Below are 22026 nucleotides of genomic sequence, written 5' to 3'. Positions count from 1 at the left end.
CCGGGCCTATTCGTCGTTGCCGCTGGCGCAGGCGGCGAGCCACGCGCGATCCGCGGCCTCCGGACCTTCGCCCTTCAGCGAGCGCACCTTCGGCAGCCCTGCGCTGCGGATCGCACTTGCGCAGCTGAACCCATCGCCATTCGACACGGCATGCAGCCGCCCACCGCACGCGAACAGACTTTTGTCCGATGGTCCCCAACCGACTTTTGTGGCGCTGGCGGGGGCCGACCCTGCGCAATAGGTGTCGGTCTCTGAACCCGGATCGCCGCAAATCTTGTCGATATGCATCGAATTCGCCCGGGCGGTGCCAACAAACCGTTGGTGATAATAAGCGTTGGTCGCAAAATCGCTCTGGATGCCGCACACCCGATTGCCCCGCTGAACGAGCAGCTTGTGAACGCAGATACGCGCGCCCTGCCATGTTTGGCAGGACATCCACGCGCCGTCGAACGGAGCGGCTTTCGGCTTCGACGCGGACACCCCCGTGCCAAGCGCAGCAACCGCCACGATCGCAACCATAACAAGACGCATATTGGCCAACTCCTTCGCAACGCAAGCCTGGGTTTCACGATAGCCGTTATCTATCAACTGCATCGTGCGGTCGATCACACTGATCGACTGGGCAAATTGCGAATCGTTCGCACTGGATTTCAGCCAGTTTCGACGTTATTGCCGCGCGCAACGAACGCCGCCGAAGGGAGCGGTGCATGCACCTGACTGCGGGGCCGAACGTGAACTATAACGACATTTTCGCCCGGGCGATCGACCGGCTGCATGAAGAAGGCCGCTATCGCGTCTTCATCGATATCCTGCGCAATCGCGGATCCTTCCCCAATGCGCGCTGCTTTGCCGGTCATAACGGGCCAAAGCCGATCACGGTCTGGTGCTCGAACGACTATCTCGCGATGGGTCAGCACCCCAAGGTCGTCGAAGCGATGGAATCGGCGTTGCACGACGTCGGCGCCGGATCCGGCGGCACCCGCAACATCGGCGGCAACACCCATTATCACATCGACCTCGAGCATGAGCTCGCCGATTTGCACGGCAAGGACGGCGCGCTGCTGTTCACCTCGGGCTATATTTCGAACGAGGCGACGCTGGGTACGCTCGGCAAATTGCTGCCGAACTGCATCATTTATTCGGACGAGCTCAACCACGCCTCGATGATCGCGGGTATCCGCAACTCGGGCTGCGAAAAGCGCGTGTGGCGCCACAACGACCTCGCGCATCTCGAAGAATTGATGGCCGAGGATGATCCCGAAGCCGCCAAGCTGATTGCGTTCGAAAGCGTCTATTCGATGGACGGCGACGTCGCCCCGATCCACGCGATCTGCGACCTGGCCGACAAGTACAACGCGCTGACCTATTGCGACGAAGTCCATGCCGTCGGCATGTACGGCCCGCGCGGCGGCGGCATCACCGACCGCGACGAAGCCGCTGATCGCGTGACGATTATCGAGGGGACGCTGGGCAAGGCGTTTGGCGTCATGGGCGGCTATATTGCCGCCGACAAGAATATCATCGACGTGATCCGCAGCTATGCACCGGGCTTCATCTTCACCACCAGCCTGTCGCCGGTGCTCGTCGCCGGGGTGCTCGCCAGCGTCCGCCACCTCAAAAGCTCGAACGTCGAGCGCGAAGCACAGCAGGCCAATGCCGGCTACCTCAAAAAATGCTTCCGCGACGCCGGCCTGCCGGTGATGGATTCGACGACGCACATCGTGCCGCTGATGGTTGGCGACCCGATCCGCGCCAAGAAGATCAGCGACATCCTGCTCGCCGAATATGGCGTTTACGTGCAGCCGATCAATTATCCGACGGTGCCGCGTGGCACTGAACGGCTGCGCTTCACCCCCGGTCCGGCGCATGACGAGGCGATGATGCGCGAACTGACGAGCGCGCTGGTCGAGATCTGGGGCCGGTTGGAGCTGGAGCTTCAGAAAGCCGCGTGACCGCGCTACCCGGCTTTGACGATGTGGTGCTGGGGCGCCGCTCGATCCGCGGTTTCCAGGATAGGCCCGTTCCGAAACAACTGATCGCCGAAGTGATCGAGGTCGCGATGCGCGCGCCTTCTTCGTTCAACAACCAATGCTGGAATTTCTCGGTCGTCACCGGCGCGCCGCTCGACGCGATCCGCCGCGGCAACACCGAAGGGATTTTGGCGGGCACCCCCGACAGCCGTGAGTTCCGCCGCTTCGACGGCATCGCCCCCGAGCATCGCGGGCGCCAGATCGAGGTCGCCAAGCAATTGTTCGGCGCGATGGGCATCGACCGCGACGACAAGGATGGGCGGCAGGATTGGGTGCTGCGCGGCTTCCGCCAGTTCGACGCCCCGGTCAGCATCGTTGTGACCTATGACCGCGTCCTGCTGGGCAGCGACATCGCTCCGTTCGATTGCGGCGCGGTCACCAACGCGCTGGTCAACGCCGCCTGGTCGCGCGGGCTGGGCTGCGTCATCAACAGCCAGGGCATCATGCAAAGCCCGGTGGTGCGCGAGCATGCGCAGATTCCGGACGATCAGGTAATCATGATCTGCGTCGCGCTCGGCTGGCCTGACGAAACCTTCCCTGCCAATGCGATAGTGTCGAACCGCAAAAGCGTTGAAGAGGCAGCTCGGTTCGTGGGTTTCGACGACTGATTTAATTGGTGTCCGGAAATGCGGCCCGTCCCGGGAGGGAAATGGACGGACCGCACCTGTTACCGGACGAAGGGGTTAGCCCGGCAGCAACACGCTATCGACGACGTGGATCACCCCGTTCGACTGCCGCACATCGGCGATGGTGATCTGCGCCTGACCGCCCTTGGCGTCGGTGACATACCATTTGCCGTCCTTGCCCCACACGGTCAGCTTGGCACCCTGCACGGTCGTCAGCACGGCCTTGCCGCCGTTTGCCTTGGCCATTGCGGCCAGATCGGCGGCGGTCAGCGTGCCCGGCACGACATGATAGGTCAGGACCGCGGTCAGCGTCGCCTTGTTCTCGGGCTTCAGCAACGTATCGACGGTGCCAGCGGGCAGCTTGGCAAAGGCGGCGTTCGTCGGCGCAAAAACAGTGAACGGCCCGGCGCTCATCAACGTGTCGACCAGGCCGGCGGCTTTGACCGCAGCGACCAGCGTCGTGTGATCCTTTGAATTTACGGCATTTTCGACGATATTCTTCGTCGGATACATCGCGGCGCCGCCGACCATCGGGTTGGCGGCCATCGGTTTCGCGGCCATCGGCTCAGCGCCGCTCATCGAGGCACAGCCCCCCGCGAGCAATATGATAGCAGCCAGCGACACGGAGTGTTTGGAAAGTTTCATCGACCGTTCCTTTGATTGATTGCGCCCCGGAGATGCGGCGCGCGCCGCAGATACGGCGGCAATCAGCCCACGGATGCACAGGCCAGTCAGATCGTGATAATTTTTCCAACCGCGACCGCGGGAGCGCTTGGCGCCGGATGCGGCGTCTTCGATACCGGCTCCATGGTGATCGCCAGTGTCGCGCCTTCGGTCATCAGCAAGCGGTGCGGCGGCGGCATCGTCATTTCCGCCTTGCCCGCGTGCGCGATCTGCCCCAGCGACACCGGCGTGCCGCCGTCGGGTATCACCCACAGTTCGGGCGCCAGCGACCCCGGTTCAAAACCATGAATACGAAGCTGCATCAGGCCGTTGCTCTGATCATAGCGCGCGAGCACCAGCGGCCCCGCCGCATCGCTTTCGATCCGCGCCACCGCCAGTTGCGGGGCGGCGGGCGCGGGCGGCGGCACGGGCTGGGTGATCAGGACGAACGCCAGCGCCGCCGCGATCGCGCCCGACATCAGCGCCCCGGCGCGCCAGCGGCGCAGACGGGTCTCGATCGCGGTCACCGAAGAGGTGCGCGCTTCGGGCAGCTGTGCTGCGATGCGATCCCACACCGCATCGCCGGGCTGGGCGTCGGTCCACTCGCCATGCAGCGGCGCCAGCTTCGCCTCCCAGGTAGCAACCAGCGCCGCGAACGCGGGATCGTTCAGCAACAGCCGCTGCGCGTCGGCGCGCGCTTGCCCCTCGAGCAGCCCCAGTGCCAGTTCGGCGGCGAGCGCATCGCGCTCCTCGGCGGGCGTCAGATGCTCATCCATCGCCAAGACAATCCTTCAGGCGCAGCAACCCGCGCCGTATCCAGCTTTTCATCGTCCCCAACGGAATATTCTCGCGCGTAGCCAACTCGGCGTAAGTCGACCCGTCGAAAAAGGCCGCGCGGATGCACGACTGGGTCCGCTCTTCGAGTTCGTTCAGGCAGCGTCGCAGTCGATCACCCTCCTCCGCCGCGACCAGAACCTGATCGGCGCGCGGGCTGTCGTCGGCCACCGCAAAGGCCGCCTGTTCGGGCAAGGTATCGCGCACCGCGCGGCCGGCCACCGAACGCCGCCAATCGATCGCGCCATTGCGCGCGATTGTGGCGAGCCAGGTGATCGGGCTGGAACGCATCGCATCGAACTGCCCCGCGCGCTCCCACACCTTGATATAGACGGTCTGCAAAACATCCTCCGCGCTGGCCCTCTCGCCACAGATACGGAGGCAAATTCCAAATAGTTTCGCTGCGGTCATGTCATAGACGTCGCGCAGCGCCTCACGGTCACCGCGCCCGACCGCCGCCAGCGCCGCCGCCAACCGTTCCCGCGCCTCGTCTGCGCTCGATGGCCGTTGCATGATATTCACGGGGCTGAGTCCTAGTGATGTGGCGGGATTATTCAAGCGGCGGGCAGGCGCATCATCCCCCAGAAATGCGGTCCGCCGCCAGGCACGTCCCACTCGGTCTGAGTGACGAAACCCAGCCGCTCGTAAAGCGGCACATTCTGCGGCGTTGCGGTTTCCAGCCAGCATGGCAGGCGCCCGGCGTCGGCCACTGCGGTTTGGGCGCGGATGATCCGGCCACCGTACCCTTTGCCCTGATGGTCGCGGCGAACGCCGACATAATGAAGATACCAGAAACGACCTTTGGGACGATGCGCGTCGATTCCCGCCTGCACTTTCAACCCGCGCGACAGTGCGGTACCGAAGGTCACAACCAGCGGTACAACGGTGCGCAGAAACTCAAACGGCCCGCTATGCGCTTGCCCCGGCGCGCGCCATAGCGCCGCCGCTTCGTCGCCAGCGGCGCGCAGCGCAATGCCCACGCGCATATCCGCGGGGACGAGGGTACGGAAAAGGCTTCGCAGCGCACGAGCGCGGTGCGCGGGATCGGGCAATATCCACGACAGCGCCGGATCGGTCTGGAACGCCTGCGCCAGCGTTTCGATCAGCGCGGGGTGATCGACTACCGTTGCTTTGTTGATCTGATCCATTCCTTCCCCCCGGTATCGCCAATGCAAGCGCAGCGAAGTAATCCAGAGCGGGATACGCAACTCTGGATTGCTTCGTTGCGCTCGCAATGACGAAAGACCCATGAGGTCAATCGCGGCAATAACCCTCGCCGTCCTTAACCTTCAAACACTCCTTTTTGCCCGCCAGATATTTAAGGCCGGTTTCATCACCGCTGGCGCGGGTGAGCGACAGCTCCTCGGCGCCGCGCTTGAACTTGATGCCATGCTCGCTGTCGCTGCCGTCATAGGTGCCCTTGGTATCGAGATCCGACTGCATCTCCAGTTTGTACTTGCCAGGCTCGGCGGTCGTGATCGTCGCGTACATGCCCTCGACCCCGGTCCATTTCCCCGCCCAGCTCGCAAAGCGATGCGGCGCGGTCGCAGGATCGTCGGCTGCAGGTGTTTCCGGCATCGCGGTTTCGACCGGCACCTCGGTCGTCGTCGTGTCCGCAGGCGCTGGCGCTTCCGCCTTTTCGCACCCGCTCAACATCACCAGCGCTGCCGCTCCAAACATGATCATATTCGTCTTCATCTTGTGTCTCCTTCCCCGCCTCAACGCACCTAGTGAAGCAAATATCCCGTCTGCCGTCACGCGGCGATTATTTCCGCATAATGTTGCGGATCGACGTTGCCACCCGACAGCGTGACCAGCGCTACATCGCCCAGATCGATCTTGCCAGCCAGCACCGCCGCCAGCGCAGCAGCTCCACCCGGTTCGATCACCAGATGCAGCCGTGCGAATGCAACGCGCATTGCGTGGCGCACTTCCTCGCGCGTGACCACGACCCCGCGCACGCCCCGCGCCTGCAACACCGCAAAATTGATCGGCCACGTCTGCGGTGTCTGCAGTGCGTCGCATTCGGTCGGATAGGCCAGATCTTCGACCGACAGGATTTTGCCCGCCGCCAGACTGCGTGTCACGTCGTCCCAGCCTTCGGGCTCGACCGCAATAATCTCGGCATCGGGACAGGCCAGCGCGAGACCCGCCGACAGGCCTCCGCCGCCGCAGCAGGCGATGATTTGGGTCGGACCGGTAAGACCGCGTCCAGCAAGCTGCGCCCGCGCCTCGATCCCGGCGCTGCCCTGCCCCTCGATGATCCACGGATCACCATAGGCATGGACCAGCGTCCCGCCGCTCGCTTCGAGCAATTTCGCCGCCACCGTATCGCGCGATTCGGTCACGCGGTCGTACAGCACGACTTCGGCGCCCAGCGCACGGGTCGCCGCCAGCTTCATCTTGGGCGCGTTGCTCGGCATCACGATCGTCGCCGGGATGCCCAGCCGTTTCGCCGCCCACGCGACCCCCTGCGCATGGTTGCCGCTCGACACCCCGACTACGCCCGCCGCAGCCTCTTCAGGGGTCAGGTCGGTCAGCCGGTGCCAGGCGCCGCGAATTTTGAACGCCCCGACCGGTTGCAGGCACTCGGCCTTGCACCAGATGGTCCGACCGTCGATCTCCATCGGCAACAGCGGCGTCAACGGCAGCAAGTCGGCAACCTTCGCCGCGGCGCGTTCGACCCCCGCCAGCGTCGGAGCGCGAGCGGGGTTCAGGAGGGTATCGGGGCTTTGCTGTATCATGGCTTCGTCCTATAGGGCCGGGCATACAAGACAAGGCGGCAGAGGTCCGCGACAGGAGATTTTTTGATGAGCAAGGTTCTGGTGATCGGCGCAGGCGGTGTTGGTTCTGTCGCGGTGCACAAGATGGCGATGAATGCCGACATCTTTCCCGACATCACGCTGGCCAGCCGTCGCAAGTTCAAATGCGACGCGGTCGCCGACTCAGTCAAGAAACGGACGGGCGTGACGATCAAGACCGCCGAGGTCGATGCTGACCATATCGACGCGACCGCAGCGCTGATCCGCGAGATCGGCGCGACGCATGTCATCAACCTCGCGCTGCCCTATCAGGATCTGACGATCATGGAGGCGTGCCTGTCGACCGGCGCGCATTATATGGACACCGCCAACTACGAGCCGCGGGACGAAGCGAAGTTCGAATATCATTGGCAGTGGGCCTATCACGATCGCTTCAAGGATGCGGGCCTGATGGCGCTGCTCGGTTCGGGTTTCGACCCGGGGGTAACGAGCGTCTTCACGACCTGGCTCCGCAAACATCATTTCGATCGCATCGACACGCTCGACATTCTCGACTGCAACGGCGGCGATCATGGCCAGCATTTCGCAACCAACTTCAACCCCGAGATCAACATCCGCGAAGTCACCGCGGTCGCGCGCCACTGGGAAAATGGCGACTGGGTCGAAACCCCGCCGATGTCGGTGAAGCAGAAGTTCGACTTCGAAGCGGTCGGCGAAAAGACGATGTACCTCATGTATCATGAGGAGATCGAAAGCCTGAAGACGCACCTGCCGGAGATCAAACGCATCCGTTTCTGGATGACCTTTGGCGAAGCCTATATCACCCACCTCAATGTGCTGCAGAATGTCGGCATGACGCGGATCGATCCGGTGATGTACGAAGGTCGCGAGATCATCCCGCTCCAGTTTCTGAAAGCCGTGCTGCCCGAACCGTCGAGCCTGGGCGAGACGACGAAGGGCAAGACCAACATCGGCGTCATCGCCACCGGTCTGGGCCAAGACGGCAAGGAAAAGACGCTCTACCTCTACAACATCTGCGACCATGAGGACGCGTTTGCCGAAACCGGCAATCAGGCGGTCAGCTATACCACCGGCGTCCCCGCAATGATCGGCGCCGCGATGATGGTGACCAACGCCTGGAACGGCGACGGCGTGTTCAACATGGAGCAGATGGATCCTGACCCGTTCATGGCGATGCTGAACGACCATGGCCTGCCGTGGCAGGTGAAGGAACTGGAAGGGCCTTTGGATTTCTGATTGATATTACGTCCTGCGTTATTTCCGCGAACGCGGGAACCCACTAGCGGCGTCCAAATTGGGTTCCCCTTCGCGGGAATGACGAGAGGTTGTTGATATGAAATTGCGAATTGCTGCGTTCATCTTGCTCGCCGCCATCACCACGCCCGCCGCCGCGCAGGCCGACGACGCCTATGCCCCGGCGCGCGCGATCGTTGCCGACATCGGCAAGATCGTCACCCCCAACGGCGTGCAGGAAACCTTCGAAGCCACGCTCGGCGGCGCCCGGCAGGTGGTGAACGTCCGCGGCTCGGACAAGGCCAACCCGATCTTGGTCTTCGTCCACGGCGGCCCCGGCGCGGTCGAGATGCCCTTTGCATGGGCATTCCAGCGCCCATGGGAAGATGTCTTCACCGTGGTCCAATATGACCAGCGCGGCGCCGGGCGCTCCTATCCGCTGAACGATCCCGCGACGCTCGCGCCGACAATGACGGTCGAGCGGTACCGCGACGACGCGATCGAACTGATCGACCTGCTCAAGAAACGCTATGGTAAGCGCAAGGTGGTGCTGATGGGGCATAGCTGGGGTTCGATCGTCGGCCTGTCGGTCGCGGTGAAGCGCCCCGACCTGCTCTACACTTATGTCGGCGTCGGGCAGGGCATCGATTTTCGGGCGGGCGAAAAGGCAGGCATGGCGTGGACGCGCGCCAAGGCTGTCGCCGCGGGGAACAGCGACGCGGTCGCCGCGATCGACGCGCTCGCCCCCTATCCGGCGGGCGAGTTCACGATCGCCAAGGCCGACGGCTGGCGCAAATATGCGATCCCCTACGGGTCGCTGATGTACAATAAGCCCGACCTCAATCTCTATTTCCAGACCCCGCGTCTCTCGCCCGAGTACACGGAGGCTGACCGCAAAGCGTGGAGCCAGGGCAGTGCCTTCTCGGTCACGACGCTCTGGCCGCGCCTTGCCGATGTCAGCTTCACCAAGGTGACGAAGGTGGACGTGCCGATCATCTTCATGCTCGGCCGGCACGATTATACCGTGCCCTCGCCCGTCGCCGCCGACTGGTTCGGACAGGTCAAAGCCCCGTCGAAGAAGCTCGTCTGGCTCGAACATTCGGCGCATATGCCGATGGTCGAGGAGCCGGGGCATTTCTTCGCCGCGCTGCTTCGCGAAGTGCTACCGCTGACCAAGGAGTAATGCCGGGATGACCGCCTATCTCGCGCCCATCGGGCTGCTTATCATCTCGAACATCTTCATGACCTTCGCCTGGTATGGGCACCTCGGCGACATGTCGCGGCCGTTGTGGCTTGCGGTGCTGATCGCGTGGGGCATCGCCTTTTTCGAATATTGCCTTGCGGTCCCCGCCAATCGCATCGGTTACGGCGTTTACACCGCCGCCGAACTCAAGACCTTGCAGGAAGTCATCACCCTCGTCATATTCGCCGGGTTCGCGGTCTTCTGGCTCGGTGAGAAGCTGACCGTGAACCATCTCGTCGGCTTTGGCTTTATCGCGGCGGGGGCTTTCTTCATCTTCAAGGGACCGATTGCGGTCGCATAGGAACAGAACGACATGGAAACCCGTGCCGGCGATCCCGGGGCTTTCGCAAGCTTCGACCTCAGCCGCGTCCCCTCGCCCGCCTTTGTTGTCGATGCCGCAAAGGTTCGCGCCAATCTGGCGGTGCTGCGCCATATCGGCGACGCGTCGGGTGCGCGCGTACTCGCGGCGCTCAAGGCTTTTTCGATGTGGTCGCTGGGTTCGACGGTCGCCGAATATCTCGACGGGGTCTGCGCTTCGGGGCTTTACGAAGCCAAGCTCGGCCGCGCTGAATATGGCGGCGAAGTCGCCACCTATTGTGCTGGCTATAAGGAAGCCGATCTGCCCGAGATTGCGATGCTGTCCGATCATCTGATCTTCAACTCACCCGGCCAGATCGCCCGCTTCCGTCCGCTGCTCGACGACCTGCGCGCGCAGGGCGCGATGTTCGACATCGGCCTGCGCATCAACCCGATGCACAGCGAGGGCGAGGTCGCCAAATACGACCCCGCTGCGCCGTGCAGCCGCCTCGGCTTCCCGGTGACCCAGCTGCTTCCCGAACATATGGAGGGCATCGACGGCGTCCATATGCACAGCCTGTGCGAACAGGATTTCCCGCCGCTCGCGCGCACGTGGGAAGCCGTTCAACCGATGCTGCGCCCGTTCTTTAACCAACTCAAATGGATCAATTTCGGCGGCGGCCATCATGTGACCCGCGCTGATTATCAGGTCGATGACCTCATTGCCTTTTTGAAGCAGGTCCGCGCCTCGACCGATTGCGACGTGATGATCGAGCCGGGCGAGGCGATCGCGCTCGACGCCGGCATCCTCATCGGCGAGGTCCTCGACCTGTTCGACAACGGCATGGCGATCGGCATCACCGACATCTCGGCCACGTGCCATATGCCCGACGTGATCGAGGCACCCTATCGCCCCGCAATGCTCGACGAAGGCAGCGAAGGCATGCCGACCCGCCTCGGCGGCCCATCATGCCTCGCGGGCGATGTAATCGGCGACTATCGCCTGCCCGGTGGCGCCCGTATCGGCCAGCGGTTCGCCTTCCTCGACCAGGCGCATTATTCGATGGTGAAAACCAACACCTTCAACGGCGTCCCACTGCCCTCGATCTGGCTGTGGGACAGCGAGAGCGATGAGCTCAGGGTGATCCGCGAATTCGGCTATGAGGATTTCAAGACGCGGCTGGGCTGAGCTCCGCCAGCGCCTGGTGAATGTCGCTGACGACCACCGATCCCTCGCCGACCGACGATGCGACGCGCTTGACCGATCCCTTGCGGACGTCGCCGACGGCATAAATTCGCGGCCAGCTCGTTTCATATCGGCTTGGCATGCGGTCGAGCGACCAGCCCGCCTTGACCATCTCGAGCGGCGAAATGTCGGCGCCGGTCTTCACGAAGCCGCGTTCGTCGCACACCATTTCCTTCGGCAGCCATCCGGTATTCGGGCTGGCACCCAGAAAGAGAAACAGGAAGCGGCAATCGCAATGCCCTTCCGCCCCGGTGTCGCGGCAACGATAGGTCAGACCGCCGAGCTGATCCTCACCATGTAAGGCAACGACGTCGGTCGACGGAATAATCTCGATATTGGGATGCTCTTCCAGCCGCTTGACCAGATATTCGGACATCGTGTCGCGCAGGCTCGACCGGCGGAAAATGACGTGCACTTTCTTCGCGACGCTCGCGAGATAGATGGCGCCCTGTCCCGCCGAATTACCCGCGCCGACGACGGTTACCTCGGCATTGCCGCACAGCTGCGCCTCCATCGGCGTTGCGCCATAATAGATACCGCGCCCTTCATAGGACTCGATGCCATCGATCGGCAGCCGTTGATATTGCGCCCCGCTCGCGACCACCACCGCGCGGCTGCGCAGCTTTCGCCCGTCGGCCAGATGCAGGCAATAGGCGTCATCGTCGCGATTGATCGAGGCCGCACGCACCGGCGACACCAATCGTGCGCCAAATTTCTGTGCCTGCACCGTTGCACGGCGCGCCAGTTCGTTGCCCGATATGCCGGTGGGGAAGCCCAGGTAATTCTCGATCTTCGACGACGTCCCGGCCTGTCCGCCCGGTGCGAGCGCATCGAGCGCGATGACGGTCAGCCCTTCCGACGCGGCATAGACCGCCGCGGCCAGCCCGCCGGGGCCGCTACCCACCACGATAACGTCGGCGGTCGCCCCGTCGGGAAGCAGATCGAGGCCCAGCCCCGCGGCCAGCTGCTCAGGCGTAGGCTGGATCAGTACGTCGGCCGCGCCCAAAATGACTGCAGGCAATTGCTCATCGGTCAGCCCGCGCTCGGCCATCAGGTGCGCCGCGACCGGTCCGTCGGCGGGGTCGAACCAGCGATGCGCCACGCCATGCTTCATCAGCAGGTCGCGCAGTGCATAGACGCTGCGGTCCATCGCCGCCCCGATCACGATGGTGACTGCAAAACCGCGCGTGTTGCTGAACTCGCGCCGCGCCGAAAGAACGCGGATGAAGATGTCCGAATAATGCGAATTGCCCGCGATCAGCCGCTGGAAATCGGCGTGGACGATGCGAAGGATATCGCCGTCAGCGCCCATTTCGACCCGCGACAGATGCCGCTGGCCGGTCAGGACCGACAGATCGCCCGCAAACTGCCCGCGCTCCATCCAACCGACCCGAATCCGCCCTTCATCGGTCGATGCGAAAATATCGGTGTGTCCGGACAGGGTGACGATGCAGTCGGGCGCCATCGCGCCTTCTTCGACAATCAGGTCCCCCGCTTGATGTGATTCGACTGTCCCGAAGGCGCGCACTTCGTCTAGCTCGGTGTCGGTAAAAGTGTGATTCACATCGGCTGGAGAGACCATCAGAAATCCGCTTTCCGTTCCTCGTCATCCCGGCGAAGGCCGGAATCTCGACGTCGCGTCATTATCCACAGGCGAGATTCCAGCCTTCGCCGGAATGACGACACTCAAAAAACCCTAGCCGACGTGTCACGGCTTGTCTCGCTTTGCCCCGCTCGGCGTACATGAAGCCCGCTTCGCCTTTCGTGTTACCGCTCTATTACAAAATTGCGCCAAAGGGTCTTTACAGAGGGGACCCCCCTCCATATATGCGCCTCCGCTGCCCCAGGGGGACTTCCAATAACCGCAAGGCAGCCTTGTCGTTTACCGTTACACTTTTGGGGGTCCCTTGCATTGCACCAGCATCATAGCGCCCACGGGCTGATTCAGGCACTTTCGCCGGTCGAACCTGTCACGCTTGTCCGTCCGCACGCCGCACGGCGCGCGGCGCGTTTCTTTATTGACCGGTTTCCCGGCACGACCATGTATGCGGTCAAGGCGAATCCTTCGGCTGATCTGCTGCGGGTGCTGTGGGATTCGGGCGTCACCCATTATGACGTCGCCTCGATCGCCGAGGTCCGTCTCGTTTCGCGCACCCTGCCCGAAGCGACGCTCTGCTTCATGCACCCGGTGAAGGCCGAGGAAGCGATTTCCGAAGCCTATTGGAAGCATGGCGTCCGCACCTTCTCGCTCGACACGATGGACGAGCTGGAAAAGATCGTCCGCGCGACCGAAGGCGCGCAGGACCTGAATCTGCTCGTGCGTCTTCGTGTTTCGTCCGATCATTCAAAGCTGAGTCTCGCGGCCAAATTCGGCGCCGAAGCCGACGAGGTCGTCGAGCTGCTGATGGCGACCCGCCAGGCCGCCGACGCGCTCGGCATCTGCTTCCACGTCGGCAGCCAAGCGATGACCCCGCACGCCTACGCCCAGGCCATGGAACGCGTCCGCGCCGCGATCGTCGCGGCGTCGGTCACCGTCGACATCATCGATGTCGGCGGCGGCTTTCCGTCGTCCTATCCCGGCATGGAACCGCCGCCACTCGACGCCTATTTCGAGACGATCCACCGCAGCTTCGAAAGCCTGCCGATCAGCTATTCGGCCGAACTGTGGTGCGAACCCGGTCGCGCGCTGTCAGCTGAATATAGCTCACTGATCGTCCGCGTCGAAAAGCGCCGTGGTGACGAGCTGTATATCAACGACGGCGCCTATGGCGCGCTGTTCGACGCCGCGCATGTCGGCTGGCGCTTCCCGGTGTCGCTGCAACGGAATGTCGAAAGCGATGCCGAGATGGTGCCGTTCAGCTTCTATGGCCCGACCTGCGACGACCTCGACCATATGGCTGGCCCCTTCTTCCTGCCGGCCGACATCAAGGCGGGCGATTTCATCGAAATCGGTATGCTGGGCGCCTATGGCTGCGCGATGCGCACCAAGTTCAACGGCTTCGGCGCGGATGAAACCCATGTCGTCAGCGACGAACCGATGACCAGTCTCTACACCGGTGAAGTCGAGCAGGAACGCCGCAGCGCGACGGTGACCAAGCTGTTCTGAATCAAAGGCGATAAAGACAATGAGGGCTGGTGCAGCGATGCACCGGCCCTTTTCTATCAGGTGACATCGCAGACGACTCCGACCATCGCTTTGCCGTGTGTTCACGATCCCCCGATTGCGTTTTCGGTTTCTTTCTGCAACCATTCCTGCTGAAAAGAAGAATGGAGAGGCAGATGATGGCGTTGAACCGGAACCCGCGAGATCGCGCCGCATGACCATGCTCACCGGCATCCGCATCATCGACCTGACGACGGTGATCTTCGGCCCCTATGCCACCCAAATGCTCGCCGATCTGGGCGCCGAGGTGATCAAGGTCGAGACCCCGGGCCTGGGCGACATTTCGCGCTATCTGGGTAATGGCGTGCCCGATCCGACGATGGGATCGATCCACCTCAACGTGAACCGCGGCAAACGCTCGATCGCGCTCGACCTCAAAAAGCCGGAGGATGCGGCCGTGCTGCGCGGATTGATCGCCGACGCAGACGTGTTTTTCCATAATGTCCGGGGCAAGGCGATTGCCAAGCTTGGTTTCGACTATGCCGGGTGCCGGGCGATCAATGACGATATCGTCTATGTCCATGGCACCGGCTTTGGGCAGGACGGCCCCTATGCCGACTTGCAGGCGTATGACGATGTGATCCAGGCGGCGACGGGCACCACCAGCTTGCTGCCGCGCGTCGATGGCGATCCCCGCCCGCGGTATCTCCCGTCGCTGATCGCTGACAAGGTCGCAGGACATTATGGCGCACAGGCAATCCTTGCCGCGCTTGTCCACAAGTTCCGCACCGGCAAGGGGCAGCAGGTCGATGTGCCGATGTTCGAATGCTTCACGGCCTTCATGATGGTGGAACATCTGCGCGACGCCACACTCGATCCGCCCATCGGTCCGGCTGGCTATCCGCGCCAGCTCGACCCGACCCGTCAGCCGTTTCCGAGCAGCGACGGCTATATCGCGATCGTCCCCTACACGCTCGAATCCAGCGCGCGGCTACTGGCGCTCCTCGGCAGTGACCTGCGGCTCGACACCCCCGAATTCGAAGCCGCAAAGGCCAAGGGTCAGCATATGACGTTGATCTATTCCGCGATTGCCGAAAAAACCGCGGCGCGCACCACCGACGACTGGCTCGCTATCTTTGCGGACAACGACATTCCCGCGATGGCGGTCCGCGACCTGCAGGACATCCGCGACGATCCACACTTGGCCGCCACCGGATTTTTCCGCCATCGCACCCACCCCGACGTCGGGGGCTTTTACGAAATGCAACCGCCGGTGAAATACAGCGCCGTCCCGCCCCGCGACATCGGTTTCGCGCCAAAAGTCGATGGTGACGGCGACGCCATCCGGGCCGAAGTTGCTGCGCGCCGGGGCTGAATATCTACCATTGCAATGCATCGCGCGCACCGTAGCATTGCGCCCAAGCGGCCGGGTCGTATCGAGCCGCAAGATGAGGGGGAACAGACCATGCCTGACAGCCTTTTAGCACCCGGGGCGGTGCTCGCCTTGTGGACGCTCATCATGTTCGGATGGCTCGCTGCGGCGCGCTTTCCGGCGCTGAAGAAGTCGGGGATAGACCTCACCAAATCACCGCCGGGCGGGCGCGGTTCGGACCTCGAGACGATCCTGCCACCCGTCGCGAACTGGAAGTCGCACAATTATACGCATCTGCTCGAACAGCCGACGCTCTTTTACGCCGTGATCGTCTTTCTGCACCTGTCGGGCGGCACCACCGATCTGACGCGCGCGCTCGCCTGGGCCTATGTCGTCATCCGCGTCGTGCACAGCATCTGGCAATCGACGGTCAATCGCATCCCGGTCCGTTTCGCGCTGTTTCTGACATCGACGCTTTGCCTGCTTGCGCTGACGCTGCTGGCGGTAATCGCTACTTTGGGTTGAGGGGGAATATCATGGAAACTAATGCAATTTTGGGGCCGGTCGCAACACTCGCGCTCTGGTCGATGATCATGTGGGTGTGGATGTACGCGACGCGCATTCCCGCGATGAGCCGCGCAAAAATCGACGCGAAAAATCTGGTCGGCACGACGGGCAAAGGCCTCGACGACGTTTTGCCGCCGCATGTGCAATGGAAAGCGCATAATTATAATCATTTGATGGAGCAGCCGACGGTCTTTTACGCCGTCGCGCTGGCGCTCGCGATTGGCGGCATGGGCGGTGGGCTCAACACGCAGATCGCTTGGGCCTATGTCGTGCTGCGTATCGTCCACAGCTTGATTCAGGCGACGGTCAATCGTGTCATGTGGCGCTTTGGCATCTTCGCGTTGTCCAGCCTGGCACTGCTCGCGTTGTGCGTGCATGCCTTCATGGGCTTTGTGCTGCATTGAACCGGAATCCCCTCCCGCTTGCGGGAGGGGAAAAGCTATCGCGAAAACCGTCCGGCCAGCTCGACATGCGTCGACCAACGGAACTGACCGACCGGCTGCACCCAATCGAGCGTATAGCCACCGTCGATCAACAGCTTTGCGTCGCGCGCAAAGCTCGCGGGGTTGCAACTGACATAGGCGATCACAGGGGTTTCGGACGCTGCCAATTGCGCGACCTGCTCCTCGGCCCCCGCGCGCGGCGGATCGAGGATCACCGCGCCAAAACGATTGAGCTCGGCCGGAACCAGCGGGCGACGAAACAGGTCACGATGCTCGGTAGCCACCAGCGCGCGGGCGCGGTTCGCCGCCGCCTTCAGCGCCGCCGTCGCATCGCGCGCGCCTTCAGCGGCATAGACCTTCCGACCCTTCTGAACCGACAGCGCGAACGTCCCGACCCCGGCGAATAAGTCGGCAACCGCACCCGCGTCGCCAATCGCCAGCGTCACCGCGTCGACCAGCGCCGCCTGTCCCGCCGTCGTCGGTTGAAGAAACGAGAAGGCCGGTACTTCGACGGTGACATCGCCAAAGCAGACAGTGGGCGGTTCCGGTTGCCACAAGGTTTCCAGCCCATGCCCCTGATCAACGGCAAAGCGTGCCAGCGCATGCTCCCCCGCAAAATCCTGCAGCGCCATCGCCGCATCGAGCCCGTCCGCCTTGACGCCTTCCAATATGACCTCGACGCCTTGGTCGAGCATCTGCAATTTGACTTTTACAGGTCGCTTCTGCTGCGCGATGGTCGCCAGCAAGTCGCGCAGCGGTGCGATCAGCGCGAACAATTCTGGCAGCAGCAGCGGGCATTGCCGCATATCGACGATCTGGTTGCTCTGCGCCGCGTTGAACCCGATCGCCACCTGCTTGCCGGTGCGCAGCGCGGTCAGCGCCGCGCGGCGGCGGCTCTGCGGCGGCGACAGCTGCGCTTGGCGCACCTCACCGACGCTGAGGTCCTGTCCGGCCAAGGCACCGACCACCCGGTCGCGTACGAAATCGGCGAGCGCTGGCTCGGCCACATGCTGCAACTCGCAGCCGCCGCATTTGCCGAAATGACGGCACGCGGGATCGGCGCGGTTCGGTCCCGGGATCAGCGTCCCGTCGGCGGCCACCTGGTCGCCCGGCACGCCGCCCGCGATATGACGACCATCAGCGGTCACGCCGTCGCCGCGCGCCGCAATGCGCTCGATCGGCGTCACATCACTCATTTCATTCCCTAACCAGATCGTCGGCGACAAGGCCGGGGCCTATACGCGCGGCCTGCGCGATATGCCACCCCACCGCCGCCACGGCAGCGTCGAACGCATCGCCGCCGCGCGCCAGCATTGCGCCGCACGCCCCCGCGAGCACATCGCCCGTCCCCGCGGTCGCCAGCCAGGGACAGCCCGGCCAAGCTGCCACGATGCGCCCGTCCGGCGCCGCAATGACAGTATCGGCGCCCTTATAGATAACCACGGCGCCCGTCCGCACTGCCGCTGCCTTCGCGCGATCGATCTTGCTGCCATAAAGCTCGGGAAAGGCACGCGCGAACTCGCCCTTATGCGGGGTCAGAATCGCGCGGCACGGCGTTTCGCACAGGCGCGGCAACGCCGCAGCTATCGCCGCGGCATCAAGCACCAGCGGCTTGCCCGAATCGAGCGCTGCCTCGACATCGAAAAGCAATTCGTCGCCCGCAGGAAATCCCGGCCCGATCACCACCGCCCCGACCCGCGGATCGCTCAGCCGCTCGCCAAAGCGCGCGTCGCTCTCGGTAATGATTGCGGACAACGGTGCGCGCTCGCCGCCCTCGAGCACCACATAGCCCGCGCCCGCGCGCAGCGCCGCCGCGGAGGCCAGCCCTGCCGCGCCCGGCATCGGCCCGGCAAACACCAGCACCATGCCGCGATTGAACTTATGGGCGGTCGCAGCGGGCGTAACTTCTTTAAGTCGCGGCAAGGTCCGCATCATGCCTCGCGGGGCAATCCCGATCGGTGCCAGCAGCACGCGGCCGCAGGCAGGCGCGGTGGGTAGCAACACATGCGCAGGCTTCAGCGCGCCAAGCGCAACGGTGAGATCGGCTGAAAGCGGCGGCAACCAATCGGCGTTGCCGTCGCTCTCGACACCGCTCGGTACGTCAATCGCCAGCACACCGCGTCCGGCGAAACGCCGTAACAACAGCGCCAGATCATCGGGCAGCGGCCGCGACAAGCCCACCCCGAACAACGCATCGACGATCAATGGCGCCGGAGCCAACGCGGGGTCGATCGGTTCGACCGGCCCGCTCCACCGCGCCCGCGCCGCCTTTGCCAGTTCGGTCGTCGGCTCACCCAGCGCTGCCACGCGCACCGCCGCGCCGCGTTCGTTCAGCATCCTCGCCGCAACATAACCGTCACCGCCATTATTTCCGGGTCCACACAGGATCAGGATCGGCGCGCCGGCCGCCATCCGCCACGCGGTGTCGGCGACCGCCGCCCCGGCACGATCCATCAGTTCGGACAACGAGGTTCCCTGGATCGCGCACGCAGCCTCTGTCTCGCGCATCGCGGCGCATGTCAGGATTGGGGCATTGGCGGGAACGGACATAGTGCCAGACTAGCACGCCAAGCCAAAAAGTCGCGGTGGAAGCGCTCGCCTCACTTAACTCGTCATTGCGAGCGCATCGAAGCAATCCAGAGTCGCGTAAACCGCTCTGGATTGCTTCGCTGCGCTCGCAATGACGATAGGTGTTACTTCGCGCCGCCGGTATTCGCTGGCAACCGATACCGGTCGCTGCCAATTGCGACTTCGATCATGCCGTCGCCGACGATCGTCACCGTCGCCGGTTCGGCCCCGTCGGCCGATATGACCCCGCGCCCGTCGGTCGTGATCTGCAACCGGCGGTACCCGACATTGGCGCGGCCGACGACCAGGACCGTTCCATCCTGACCGCTCATCTCCTCGATGGTGCAGGTGCGGTCGAACAATTTGGCGCCTTCCAGCGCGCATTCGATACGGCCGTTTTCCGCCGCTTCACGCGAACCGCGCGCTTCGGCTTCGGCCAGGTCGCTATTGTCGGACGCACCGCCGCACGCGGCCAGCAACATCAAGCTCAAGACGCCCCCGACCTTTTGCATCATTTGCCTTTTAGCTGGGACAGATCGCGCACCGCACCCCGCGCCGCGCTCGTCGTCATCGCGGCATAGGCCTGAAGTGCTACCGAAACCTTGCGCGGGCGCGGCTTGGCCGGTTGCCATGCCGCCTCGCCCTTTGCCTCCATCGCGGCCCGGCGCGTCGCCAACTCGTCATCCGATACCGCCAGATTGATCGTGCGATTCGGAATATCGATCTCGATCAGATCGCCGTCTTCGACAAGGCCGATCAATCCGCCCTCGGCCGCTTCGGGTGACGCATGGCCGATCGACAACCCCGAAGTGCCGCCCGAAAAGCGCCCGTCGGTGACCAGCGCACAAGCCGCGCCCAGCCCCTTCGATTTCAGATAGCTCGTCGGATACAGCATTTCCTGCATCCCCGGCCCGCCCTTGGGTCCCTCATAGCGGATGACCACCACGTCGCCCGCGGCCACCTGACCGGTCAATATGCCCGCAACCGACGCATCCTGGCTTTCAAACACCTTGGCCGGACCCGAGAATTTCAGGATCGACTCGTCGACCCCTGCGGTTTTCACGATGCAGCCATCGAGCGCCAGATTGCCCGACAACACCGCCAGCCCGCCGTCCTGACTGAACGCATGGTCCGCTGACCGGATCACCCCGTTCTCACGGTCCAGATCGAGCGACTCCCAGCGTCGCTCCTGGCTGAATGCCACCTGTGTCGGCACTCCGCCCGGCGCCGCCATGAAGAATTTCTGCACGTCAGGATCGTTGGTCCGCGAAATGTCCCATTTGTTCAGCGCATCGCCCAGCGTCGCGCTGTGCACGGTCGGCAGATGCGCGTGGAGCAGACCCGCGCGCTCCAGCTGGCCGAGGATCGCCATGATCCCACCGGCGCGGTGGACATCCTCCATATGGACGTCGCTCTTCGCCGGCGCGACCTTCGACAGGCACGGCACCCGGCGCGACAGCCGGTCGATGTCGGTCATGGTGAAATCGACCCCCGCCTCGAACGCCGCAGCCAGCAAATGCAGCACCGTGTTGGTCGACCCGCCCATCGCGATGTCGAGGCTCATCGCATTTTCGAACGCCTCGAACCTCGCGATATTGCGCGGCAGGACGCTGTCGTCGTCCTGCTCATAATAGCGCTTGCACATCTCGACGACGATCCGCCCGGCGCGCAGGAACAGCTCCCTGCGGTCGGCATGCGTCGCGAGCTGCGAACCATTGCCCGGCAATGACAGTCCCAGCGCTTCGGTCAGGCAGTTCATCGAATTGGCGGTGAACATCCCCGAACAACTGCCGCAGGTCGGGCACGCGGCCTGTTCGATCGCCAGCACCTCTTCGTCGCTGTATTTTTCATCCGCCGCGGCGACCATCGCATCGACCAGATCGAGCGCAACCGTCTTGCCGTTCAGGACAACCTTGCCCGCCTCCATCGGCCCGCCCGACACGAACACGACCGGAATATTGATCCGCAGCGCCGCCATCAACATACCCGGGGTGATCTTGTCGCAGTTCGAAATGCACACCATCGCGTCGGCACAATGCGCGTTGACCATATATTCGACCGAGTCCGCGATCAGATCGCGCGACGGCAGCGAATAGAGCATCCCGTCATGCCCCATCGCGATGCCGTCATCGACCGCGATCGTGTTGAATTCCTTGGCAACCCCGCCGACCGCCTCGATCTCGCGCGCGACCATCTGGCCCAGATCTTTCAGATGGACGTGGCCGGGCACGAACTGGGTAAAGCTGTTGACCACCGCGATGATCGGCTTCCCAAAATCGCCGTCCTTCATCCCCGTCGCGCGCCACAGGCCGCGGGCACCCGCCTGATTGCGGCCATGCGTGGTCGTGCGCGAACGATAAGAAGGCATTTTCTGATTTCCTAGAAATAATATTACAATTTATTGCGAGAGAAAGCGCCTCTACACGCCTACACTGCGATGTTCAACGCGACTTTCTCGCACATTCGCACCAGCCGCTGCGCGAATAGCGCCTGCCCTGCCGCGTCGCTTACCATATCCTGCCGCATCTCGATCCCCACATACGGAATCCCATTGCCCTCGGCATGACGGTTCATTGTCGCGTTGAGCAGCTTGCCGGAATAGGGCAGCTGATCGCCGACATTCAGATCCTCGGCTTCAAATGCCGCAATCGCCGCGGCCGCCAGCCGATCGTCTTCGTTGTACAGAATGCCGACATGCCAAGGCCGCACCTGGTCAGGATGGGTCGCCAGCGACGGGGTAAAGCTGTGCAGCGACAGGATCATCGCCGGTCGATGGGCGGCAATGGTCGCGGCAATTTGCGAGTGATAGGGTCGAAAAAACCGTGCCAACCGCGCCTCGCGCGCCGCATCGTCCAGCGCATTGCCCGGCACCGCATGCCCGTCGCTGGCGATCGGCAGCACCCCCGGCGCGTCTTCCTCGCGATTGCAATCAACCACCAGCCGCGACACCCCGCCAAGGATCGCGGCATCGACCGCGCCGTCCGCAACCAGCAACGCCGCCACCTCGGCCACGCCAAT

General features: G+C 63.5%; 23 protein-coding genes. 10 read left to right on the top strand and 13 right to left on the bottom strand.

What is annotated here, in order from left to right:
* Positions 1-6 precede the first annotated feature (6 nt).
* The gene (locus tag ACQY6T_RS04520; protein ID WP_428628919.1) at positions 7-531 is read right to left on the bottom strand and encodes a hypothetical protein; all 525 of its coding nucleotides are present in this window, start codon (positions 529-531) and stop codon (positions 7-9) included.
* A gap of 176 nt (positions 532-707) precedes the next feature.
* On the opposite strand from ACQY6T_RS04520, the gene hemA reads away from it, so the two are divergent.
* Complete coding sequence (gene hemA / locus ACQY6T_RS04515) at positions 708-1952, top strand: 5-aminolevulinate synthase (RefSeq protein ID WP_428628916.1); 1245 nt, start codon at positions 708-710, stop codon at positions 1950-1952.
* On the top strand, positions 1949-2638 hold the full coding sequence (locus tag ACQY6T_RS04510; protein WP_428628914.1) for a nitroreductase: 690 nt from the start codon (positions 1949-1951) through the stop codon (positions 2636-2638). The genes hemA and ACQY6T_RS04510 overlap by 4 nt, the downstream gene beginning before the upstream one ends.
* A gap of 75 nt (positions 2639-2713) precedes the next feature.
* Here the strand turns inward: ACQY6T_RS04510 and ACQY6T_RS04505 are convergent, their stop codons facing one another.
* The 6 genes from ACQY6T_RS04505 to ACQY6T_RS04480 all read right to left on the bottom strand — a co-directional run bounded on the left by ACQY6T_RS04505 (position 2714) and on the right by ACQY6T_RS04480 (position 6897).
* Positions 2714-3301, bottom strand: a complete 588-nt coding sequence (locus ACQY6T_RS04505) for a fasciclin domain-containing protein (protein ID WP_428628911.1) — start codon at positions 3299-3301, stop codon at positions 2714-2716.
* Between the two features lie 86 nt (positions 3302-3387).
* The gene (locus ACQY6T_RS04500) at positions 3388-4095 is read right to left on the bottom strand and encodes an anti-sigma factor (protein ID WP_428628909.1); all 708 of its coding nucleotides are present in this window, start codon (positions 4093-4095) and stop codon (positions 3388-3390) included.
* A complete protein-coding gene (locus tag ACQY6T_RS04495; RefSeq protein ID WP_428630375.1) occupies positions 4088-4666 on the bottom strand; it encodes a sigma-70 family RNA polymerase sigma factor in 579 nt (192 codons plus the stop codon). The genes ACQY6T_RS04500 and ACQY6T_RS04495 overlap by 8 nt, the downstream gene beginning before the upstream one ends.
* A 41-nt stretch (positions 4667-4707) precedes the next feature.
* The gene (locus tag ACQY6T_RS04490) at positions 4708-5301 is read right to left on the bottom strand and encodes a GNAT family N-acetyltransferase (protein WP_428628907.1); all 594 of its coding nucleotides are present in this window, start codon (positions 5299-5301) and stop codon (positions 4708-4710) included.
* 106 nt (positions 5302-5407) lie between these two features.
* Positions 5408-5851: a hypothetical protein gene (locus ACQY6T_RS04485; protein ID WP_428628904.1), complete on the bottom strand. Its 444-nt coding sequence runs from the start codon at positions 5849-5851 to the stop codon at positions 5408-5410.
* A 56-nt stretch (positions 5852-5907) separates the two neighbouring features.
* Positions 5908-6897, bottom strand: a complete 990-nt coding sequence (locus ACQY6T_RS04480) for a threonine ammonia-lyase (protein WP_428628901.1) — start codon at positions 6895-6897, stop codon at positions 5908-5910.
* Positions 6898-6963: 66 nt separating this feature from the next.
* Between ACQY6T_RS04480 and ACQY6T_RS04475 the strand changes: the two genes are divergently transcribed.
* The 4 genes from ACQY6T_RS04475 (at position 6964) to ACQY6T_RS04460 (ending at position 10898) form a co-directional block, all read left to right on the top strand.
* Positions 6964-8172 (top strand): saccharopine dehydrogenase family protein, encoded by a 1209-nt coding sequence (locus ACQY6T_RS04475; protein ID WP_428628898.1) that lies wholly within the window; start codon positions 6964-6966, stop codon positions 8170-8172.
* A gap of 97 nt (positions 8173-8269) precedes the next feature.
* Positions 8270-9352, top strand: coding sequence for an alpha/beta fold hydrolase (locus tag ACQY6T_RS04470; RefSeq protein ID WP_428628896.1), 1083 nt, complete (start codon positions 8270-8272; stop codon positions 9350-9352).
* 7 nt (positions 9353-9359) lie between these two features.
* Positions 9360-9713 carry a DMT family protein gene (locus tag ACQY6T_RS04465; protein WP_088442100.1) on the top strand — a complete coding sequence of 118 codons (354 nt, stop codon included), beginning with the start codon at positions 9360-9362 and terminating at the stop codon, positions 9711-9713.
* A gap of 12 nt (positions 9714-9725) precedes the next feature.
* A complete protein-coding gene (locus ACQY6T_RS04460) occupies positions 9726-10898 on the top strand; it encodes a carboxynorspermidine decarboxylase (RefSeq protein ID WP_428628892.1) in 1173 nt (390 codons plus the stop codon).
* Here ACQY6T_RS04460 and ACQY6T_RS04455 read toward each other — a convergent pair.
* A complete protein-coding gene (locus tag ACQY6T_RS04455; RefSeq protein ID WP_428628890.1) occupies positions 10879-12537 on the bottom strand; it encodes an FAD-dependent oxidoreductase in 1659 nt (552 codons plus the stop codon). The genes ACQY6T_RS04460 and ACQY6T_RS04455 overlap by 20 nt on opposite strands.
* A 330-nt stretch (positions 12538-12867) precedes the next feature.
* Between ACQY6T_RS04455 and ACQY6T_RS04450 the strand changes: the two genes are divergently transcribed.
* The 4 genes from ACQY6T_RS04450 (at position 12868) to ACQY6T_RS04435 (ending at position 16401) form a co-directional block, all read left to right on the top strand.
* Positions 12868-14061, top strand: coding sequence for a type III PLP-dependent enzyme (locus ACQY6T_RS04450; protein ID WP_428628888.1), 1194 nt, complete (start codon positions 12868-12870; stop codon positions 14059-14061).
* A gap of 211 nt (positions 14062-14272) precedes the next feature.
* On the top strand, positions 14273-15433 hold the full coding sequence (locus ACQY6T_RS04445) for a CaiB/BaiF CoA transferase family protein (protein ID WP_428628887.1): 1161 nt from the start codon (positions 14273-14275) through the stop codon (positions 15431-15433).
* 90 nt (positions 15434-15523) lie between these two features.
* The gene (locus tag ACQY6T_RS04440) at positions 15524-15955 is read left to right on the top strand and encodes an MAPEG family protein (protein WP_428628884.1); all 432 of its coding nucleotides are present in this window, start codon (positions 15524-15526) and stop codon (positions 15953-15955) included.
* An 11-nt stretch (positions 15956-15966) separates the two neighbouring features.
* Positions 15967-16401, top strand: coding sequence for an MAPEG family protein (locus ACQY6T_RS04435; protein ID WP_428628882.1), 435 nt, complete (start codon positions 15967-15969; stop codon positions 16399-16401).
* Between the two features lie 35 nt (positions 16402-16436).
* On the opposite strand, the gene ACQY6T_RS04430 is transcribed toward ACQY6T_RS04435, so the two are convergent.
* The 5 genes from ACQY6T_RS04430 to ACQY6T_RS04410 form a co-directional block, all read right to left on the bottom strand.
* Positions 16437-17636 carry a class I SAM-dependent RNA methyltransferase gene (locus tag ACQY6T_RS04430; RefSeq protein ID WP_428628880.1) on the bottom strand — a complete coding sequence of 400 codons (1200 nt, stop codon included), beginning with the start codon at positions 17634-17636 and terminating at the stop codon, positions 16437-16439.
* Between the two features lies 1 nt (position 17637).
* Positions 17638-18948 (bottom strand): NAD(P)H-hydrate dehydratase, encoded by a 1311-nt coding sequence (locus ACQY6T_RS04425; protein WP_428630374.1) that lies wholly within the window; start codon positions 18946-18948, stop codon positions 17638-17640.
* A gap of 185 nt (positions 18949-19133) precedes the next feature.
* Entirely contained in the window at positions 19134-19490 is a 357-nt protein-coding gene (locus ACQY6T_RS04420; protein ID WP_428630373.1) for a hypothetical protein, read from the bottom strand.
* A gap of 29 nt (positions 19491-19519) precedes the next feature.
* On the bottom strand, positions 19520-21376 hold the full coding sequence (gene ilvD / locus ACQY6T_RS04415; protein WP_428628879.1) for a dihydroxy-acid dehydratase: 1857 nt from the start codon (positions 21374-21376) through the stop codon (positions 19520-19522).
* A 59-nt stretch (positions 21377-21435) separates the two neighbouring features.
* The coding region (locus ACQY6T_RS04410; RefSeq protein ID WP_428628875.1) for an N-formylglutamate amidohydrolase at positions 21436-22026 on the bottom strand (591 nt) is incomplete at its 5' end.

Origin of the sequence: Sphingopyxis sp. (assembly GCF_965279725.1) — a bacterium.
Lineage (GTDB): Bacteria > Pseudomonadota > Alphaproteobacteria > Sphingomonadales > Sphingomonadaceae > Sphingopyxis.
This window is presented reverse-complemented; position numbering and strand designations above follow the sequence as displayed.

Coding starts and splice junctions, on each gene's coding strand:
- ACQY6T_RS04425 (WP_428630374.1), bottom strand. CDS start 18,948: ATGCGCGAGACAGAGGCTGCGTGCGCGATCCAGGGAACCTCGTTGTCC.
- ilvD (WP_428628879.1), bottom strand. CDS start 21,376: ATGCCTTCTTATCGTTCGCGCACGACCACGCATGGCCGCAATCAGGCG.
- ACQY6T_RS04470 (WP_428628896.1), top strand. CDS start 8,270: ATGAAATTGCGAATTGCTGCGTTCATCTTGCTCGCCGCCATCACCACG.
- ACQY6T_RS04465 (WP_088442100.1), top strand. CDS start 9,360: ATGACCGCCTATCTCGCGCCCATCGGGCTGCTTATCATCTCGAACATC.
- ACQY6T_RS04430 (WP_428628880.1), bottom strand. CDS start 17,636: ATGAGTGATGTGACGCCGATCGAGCGCATTGCGGCGCGCGGCGACGGC.
- ACQY6T_RS04440 (WP_428628884.1), top strand. CDS start 15,524: ATGCCTGACAGCCTTTTAGCACCCGGGGCGGTGCTCGCCTTGTGGACG.
- ACQY6T_RS04445 (WP_428628887.1), top strand. CDS start 14,273: ATGACCATGCTCACCGGCATCCGCATCATCGACCTGACGACGGTGATC.
- ACQY6T_RS04480 (WP_428628901.1), bottom strand. CDS start 6,897: ATGATACAGCAAAGCCCCGATACCCTCCTGAACCCCGCTCGCGCTCCG.
- ACQY6T_RS04435 (WP_428628882.1), top strand. CDS start 15,967: ATGGAAACTAATGCAATTTTGGGGCCGGTCGCAACACTCGCGCTCTGG.
- ACQY6T_RS04485 (WP_428628904.1), bottom strand. CDS start 5,851: ATGAAGACGAATATGATCATGTTTGGAGCGGCAGCGCTGGTGATGTTG.
- ACQY6T_RS04505 (WP_428628911.1), bottom strand. CDS start 3,301: ATGAAACTTTCCAAACACTCCGTGTCGCTGGCTGCTATCATATTGCTC.
- ACQY6T_RS04490 (WP_428628907.1), bottom strand. CDS start 5,301: ATGGATCAGATCAACAAAGCAACGGTAGTCGATCACCCCGCGCTGATC.
- ACQY6T_RS04455 (WP_428628890.1), bottom strand. CDS start 12,537: ATGGTCTCTCCAGCCGATGTGAATCACACTTTTACCGACACCGAGCTA.
- ACQY6T_RS04420 (WP_428630373.1), bottom strand. CDS start 19,490: ATGTTGCTGGCCGCGTGCGGCGGTGCGTCCGACAATAGCGACCTGGCC.
- hemA (WP_428628916.1), top strand. CDS start 708: ATGCACCTGACTGCGGGGCCGAACGTGAACTATAACGACATTTTCGCC.
- ACQY6T_RS04495 (WP_428630375.1), bottom strand. CDS start 4,666: ATGCAACGGCCATCGAGCGCAGACGAGGCGCGGGAACGGTTGGCGGCG.
- ACQY6T_RS04460 (WP_428628892.1), top strand. CDS start 9,726: ATGGAAACCCGTGCCGGCGATCCCGGGGCTTTCGCAAGCTTCGACCTC.
- ACQY6T_RS04500 (WP_428628909.1), bottom strand. CDS start 4,095: ATGGATGAGCATCTGACGCCCGCCGAGGAGCGCGATGCGCTCGCCGCC.
- ACQY6T_RS04520 (WP_428628919.1), bottom strand. CDS start 531: ATGCGTCTTGTTATGGTTGCGATCGTGGCGGTTGCTGCGCTTGGCACG.
- ACQY6T_RS04475 (WP_428628898.1), top strand. CDS start 6,964: ATGAGCAAGGTTCTGGTGATCGGCGCAGGCGGTGTTGGTTCTGTCGCG.